The following is a 947-nucleotide window of genomic DNA, read 5'->3' on the forward strand; positions in this document are numbered from 1 at the left end:
GCGGTAATGTGGATAGAGCTTGGAGGACATTCTGACTAAAGCCATACCAGAAGAGGGAGTTTTCTTCTCCACTTGGGGCTGTGTATGGTGACTTACGACCGGACTTGGTATCCTTTGGCTTGCGTTGGAAGAGTTGATAAGTGTTCTTGCCTTCCTTGCGACTGGCAGTGAAGACACGGTTATCATCCCCGTCGTAAAGCGCAGCCATGAGAAGGCCCTTCTTGTCCTTGATCGCAAGCAGGCGATTCTCTGTATCGTAGATGTAGTCTAGCTTTTCTGAGTTCTTCTCAGAAGCGATGCGATTGCCATTCTTGTCGTAGGTATAGGTGATGGTGCCATCTGGGCCTTCCAGCTTGGTCAAGCGGTTATGGTCATCATAGGTAAAGCGTGTCTGGTTCTCCTTACCATCGACTGTCTCGGTGCTGGTCAGTTTATTGCCGGCTAGGTCATAGGTGTAAGAGAGCTTAGAGAGTTCCTTACCAGCTCCATCCGATACCGTCATGTTTTCCACTTGACCCAGAGTATCGTAGGTATAGGTATGGACTAGGGTTTCACCATCCTGCTTGATGGTTTCTTTGGCGATATAGCCACCATCATCATACTCATAGCCATAGCTGGAGATGAGCTTGTCCTGCTTATCCACATGACGGAGTTCGGTGAGGCGGTGAGCCTTGTCATAGGTCAAGAAGCTCTTAGTCCCATCTCCTCGATTAACCTCCGTCAGATCCCCTGCTGGGTTGTAGCTATAGCTGGTCTTTTGTCCCTTGACATCTGTCACGGAAGTCAGACGATCCAGTTCATCATAAGTGTAGGAGACTGTACTGCCATCTGGGTAAATCATCTTCGAGATATTACCATAAGCATCATACTCGTATTGGATCAGGCTCCCATCTCCCTGACGAACACCAGTAATCTCGCCCTCTTCATTAGTCGCGTACTGACTAGTT

Annotated in this window: 1 pseudogene; it reads right to left on the reverse strand. The window is 48.7% G+C overall.

Annotation, left to right across the window (positions count from 1 at the left end):
* A pseudogene (locus tag ADI74_RS06655) lies at nucleotides 1-947 on the reverse strand (hypothetical protein); the annotation flags it as partial.

The organism is Streptococcus pseudopneumoniae (genome assembly GCF_001074565.1).
GTDB lineage: Bacteria > Bacillota > Bacilli > Lactobacillales > Streptococcaceae > Streptococcus > Streptococcus pseudopneumoniae_J.